The 4,271-nt window shown below is 48.3% G+C and carries 3 protein-coding genes; all 3 read left to right on the top strand.

What is annotated here, in order from left to right:
• Positions 1-422: 422 nt before the first annotated feature.
• The 3 genes from C7445_RS14100 to C7445_RS14090 are packed head-to-tail and all read left to right on the top strand — an operon-like array spanning position 423 to position 4,007.
• The gene (locus C7445_RS14100; RefSeq protein ID WP_134161314.1) at positions 423-1,928 is read left to right on the top strand and encodes a sugar ABC transporter ATP-binding protein; all 1,506 of its coding nucleotides are present in this window, start codon (positions 423-425) and stop codon (positions 1,926-1,928) included.
• A gap of 6 nt (positions 1,929-1,934) precedes the next feature.
• Entirely contained in the window at positions 1,935-2,945 is a 1,011-nt protein-coding gene (locus C7445_RS14095; protein WP_243835212.1) for an ABC transporter permease, read from the top strand.
• 27 nt (positions 2,946-2,972) lie between these two features.
• On the top strand, positions 2,973-4,007 hold the full coding sequence (locus C7445_RS14090; protein WP_243835211.1) for a substrate-binding domain-containing protein: 1,035 nt from the start codon (positions 2,973-2,975) through the stop codon (positions 4,005-4,007).
• Positions 4,008-4,271 lie beyond the last annotated feature (264 nt).

The following is a 4,271-nucleotide window of genomic DNA, read 5'->3' as shown; positions in this document are numbered from 1 at the left end:
ACCGTGGGCGACGGGATGGGGAGGAACCACAGTCCATCGTCTACGAGCCCAAGCTGGTGGTGAGACAGTCCACGGCGAGAATGAGTTGAAGGGGGTATGAGTGTGTCTTGTAAGGTCAACACCTGAACCACCTTGTGCATCTCGCTGTACCACTACGATTGAGGCTTCTGTTTTTTAAAACCCCATCAATCGATATTTCCCTAATGAAATATCAAGATTAGATCTTGTCTGGATGTTCGTATATGTGCTAGTATCATCGTGAATCCGGTTTCAAAACTGCGGTAATTGGGGGGCACGATATACCAAGCCCCATCACTATTGCCGTTGAAGCTTCAGAAACTGGTTGAGTAGTTTTATGCTTTAAAAGCAGTATACGCGCGGAGGTACTTGTACGGACATACGTACAACCGGGGGTGATTAGCATGGACCAGAAGATACTGCTAGAAGCTAGGGGTGTTCGCAAGGTTTTTCCGGGAACCGTTGCACTGGATGGAGTAGATTTGGAACTCAGGTCGGGAGAAATTCATGCTCTGATGGGTGAGAATGGTGCCGGGAAATCGACATTTTTAAACATTATAACAGGTTCCTTACACCCTGATAATGGGACAATTTGCGTGAACGGAGAGGATGTTGTCTTTTCATCTCCAATGGACGCCAAACGCAAAGGTATCGCCATCGTGCATCAGGAGTTAAGTTTGTTTCCCGAGATCTCCGTGATGGAGAACATCCTGGTTGGCATAACCCCGAGTCGCTACGGGTTGATGAACCGGCGACAAATGACGGAAATCTGTGATAGATACCTGCGTAGATTTGAGGTTCAGTTTACTTTGCAAACACTCGTGCGGGATCTCAGTGTCTCACAACAGCAGATTGTGGAGATTGTGAAAGCGCTCGTCACTGGTGCTGAGGTCTACATCTTTGACGAACCGACTTCTGCTTTAAGTGTTGAGGATGCCTCGCGTCTGTTTGTTGTGTTACGAGAACTGAAAGCCATGGGCAAGGGAATTGTGTATGTAAGCCACAAGTTCGACGAAATATTTCAGCTCTCTGATCGGATATCTGTCTTGCGTGATGGGAGAATGATTGGAACTGCCCCGACAAATCAGCTATCCTCGGACGATGTAATACGCATGATGGTAGGGCGCTCGTTGGAAAGGATCTATCCGGCAAAGGGTAATCCATCGGATCAGGTGATTTTGCGCGTAAATGATTTGAATGCAGGTTCAAAGTGCAGGAATGTTTCGTTCGATCTTCGCCAAGGCGAAATATTGGGTGTGTTCGGATTGGTTGGATCTGGGCGAACTGAAATTATGCGTGCACTAACTGGCATTGATATGCGGACCTCGGGTGGCGTGGAGCTGCGTGGCAAGGAAGTTCGGATACATTCCGTCCAGGACTCCATCCGACATGGTCTCTATTATTTAACCGAAGACCGCAAGCAACAAGGCTTATTTCTGTCTATGTCAATCAGGGACAATGTTAGTGTTACACATCTTGCCGCACTTTCTAAAGGTGGGCTTTTGGATCGTACGCAGGCAGCTAACCTTTCGGCAAATGTGATTCGCGACTTGCGTGTGAAGTCCAGATCGGATCAGCAACTTGTAGGGAGTTTAAGCGGTGGAAATCAGCAGAAGGTGATGATTGGAAAGTGGTTGTCACTGCACCCGCAGGTGGTTATTTTGGACGAACCTACGCGAGGTATCGATGTTGGCGCCAAGTCAGAGATTCATCAACTGCTTCGAAACCTGGCATCCAGTGGAATAGGCGTAATCGTCATATCATCTGAGTTACCTGAAATAGTAGGGTTAAGCGATCGGGTATTGGTAATCCACAATGGTACTGTTGCTGGCGTCTTGAGCGGTGATCAGGTTTGTGATGAGACAATTATGGAATATGCATCTGGATTGCATGCAACCGTAGCGGGGTGACGAAACTTGGAGAATCAGCAGTTGCAAACGGCTACTGAAGATGTACAAGCGAGAGAATCGAGGACATCATGGATTCGTAGACTTACAAAAATACGGGAATTCACAATACTCCTGGTCATAGTCGTTTTAGTGGTTGTCATGTCAATCATGACTCCGTCATTTGTGAGTATGGATAATATTGTAACAACCATTTTAAGCATTGTAATGACTGCTATTGTATCGGTTGGTATGACGGTAGCTTTGGTCTCTGGTGGTTTTGACCTGTCGGTCGGATCCGTCATGTCGATGGCTGGAGTCGTCACAGGGAGTCTTGCTCTAAACGGGATGAATATCTGGATGGCCTCCATATTCGGACTTCTTGCCAGCGTCTGTTCAGGTATTGTTACAGGGCTATTTATTGGAAAAGTCAAAATCAACCCGTTTATTATGACGCTTGGCATGCAGGGTGTCATTCAAGGTGTCGCTTATGTTGTGACTCAAGGGGCTCCTTTGTCCGTAACTGGCGTTGCAAACTCATTTCTCTTCTTAGGGCAAGGCAATATCCTGGGGATCCCTGTACTGATATGGATTCTGGCTGTCATTGTCGTCCTTTCAGACATCATACTGCGTCGAGCGGTGGTAGCTCGTAAGGTGTATTACATCGGGAGCAACGAGTCAGCAGCATACCTTTCCGGTATTCGCGTTTCACGTGTGAAAGTCTGGATTTACATCTTCACTGCCATCTTGGCAGGTATCTCTGGAATTTTGACTCTGTCGCGGTTTAGCGTAGCAGCACCAACAGCAGGACAAGGAATGGAGCTTCAAGCAATAGCTGCCTGTATTATCGGTGGGGCAAGTCTGAGTGGAGGTGAGGGCACGGTACTTGGAGCGCTTCTAGGTAGTGTTTTGGTTGGTATTGTAAACGACGCGCTTGTTCTTCTTAATGTTTCGGTTTACTGGCAAAGCCTCGTTACTGGTTTCGTGTTGATTGCAGCCGTTACTTTGGATGTGCTGGCACACCGAAAGAAAGCATCCTGATGTGCTCAGGAAAAGGGGGATATAAGAGTGGGTATTCGTAAAAGTAAGAAGAGATATGCTTCGATTGCGGCAGTTGCCGCCGCTGTAGTAATTGGGTTAACTGGGTGCTCCACATCATCCAGTGGGTCCAGTTCTGGACCTGGCGAATCGTCTAGTGCGTTTCATGGCTCGCAAAACGAAACCTACTACATGGTCACTTTCCTTTCTGGTATCGAGTATTGGAAGGGTGTTTACGCCGGCATGCAGGCTGCGGCAAAAGACCTCGGTGTAAAGACGGTTTTTACGGGAGCTCCGCAGTACGATATCAACCAGGAAGTTACAACAATGCAACAGGTTATCGCGAAGAAGCCCGCGGGGATTATGGTGACCTCGATTAATGCGCAGGCACTCACTCCGGTCATTAATCAGGCGATTGCTGCGGGGATTCCCGTAATCAGTTTTGACTCCGATGCTCCGCAGAGTGAGCGCTACGCCTATCTAGGAACCAGTAATGTAGAAGCCGGTCAAAAAGCTGCCGACTACCTGGGACAGCAGTTGAACGGAAAGGGTGAAGTTGCTGTCATCAGCACGCCTGGAGAACTGAATCTCGATCAGCGAGTTCAGGGCTTTCGCGAGGAAATGTCCCAAAAATATCCTGGGATTAAAATCGTGGCTGTTCAAAACGGAAACTCCGACCAAATTAAGACGGCCCAAGTTACCTCAGCGCTGCTGCAGTCTTATCCAGGTTTAGGTGGGATTTTTGCGACGGAAGCGGACGAAGGCACAGGTGCAGCCACTGCCGTTAAAGAGGCTAATAAGACAGGTAGTGTAAAGATTGTATCTTTTGATACGGATAAGGCCACTCTTGACGCGATAAAGAGTGGTGAAATCACGGCAACGGTGGCCCAGGGTACCTGGAATATGGGATTTTGGGGTCTGATGGACCTATTCACCATTCACCACAATCTACTCACGCCTGTTGCAAATTGGAAGCAATCTGGGGTCGACCCGGTTCCGCCTCAAGTTGATACAGGTGTAACTATTGTTACTAGTAAGAATGTCGATGCGTATCTCAGCAAGTAATATCGCACGCTTTCCATCCGAGCGGAAGTGCAGGAGCATTTCCGCTCATTTCTTGTGCCCCGGCATTGGCGGTGAAAGTCCGCTAAGGGGGTGGCTGTTATCAACTGCTAGCCAAAGGAGAGGATATCCATAGCGAGGTGGAATCTGAAGGAGGCCGGAGGCGAAGCCCGGTCAAGTCCGAATTTGTGTGTAAATTGCCCCTACATGTAGAATGTGCTGAGTTTCGACGTGCCGCCTTTGACGGCTTTGCCTCGGCAAATCAAA

The organism is Alicyclobacillus sacchari (assembly GCF_004366795.1).
Lineage (GTDB): Bacteria > Bacillota > Bacilli > Alicyclobacillales > Alicyclobacillaceae > Alicyclobacillus > Alicyclobacillus sacchari.
This window is presented reverse-complemented; position numbering and strand designations above follow the sequence as displayed.

What these genes read in the sequence shown, in the direction of transcription:
- C7445_RS14100 (WP_134161314.1), top strand. Translation starts at nt 423, where the DNA reads ATGGACCAGAAGATACTGCTAGAAGCTAGGGGTGTTCGCAAGGTTTTT.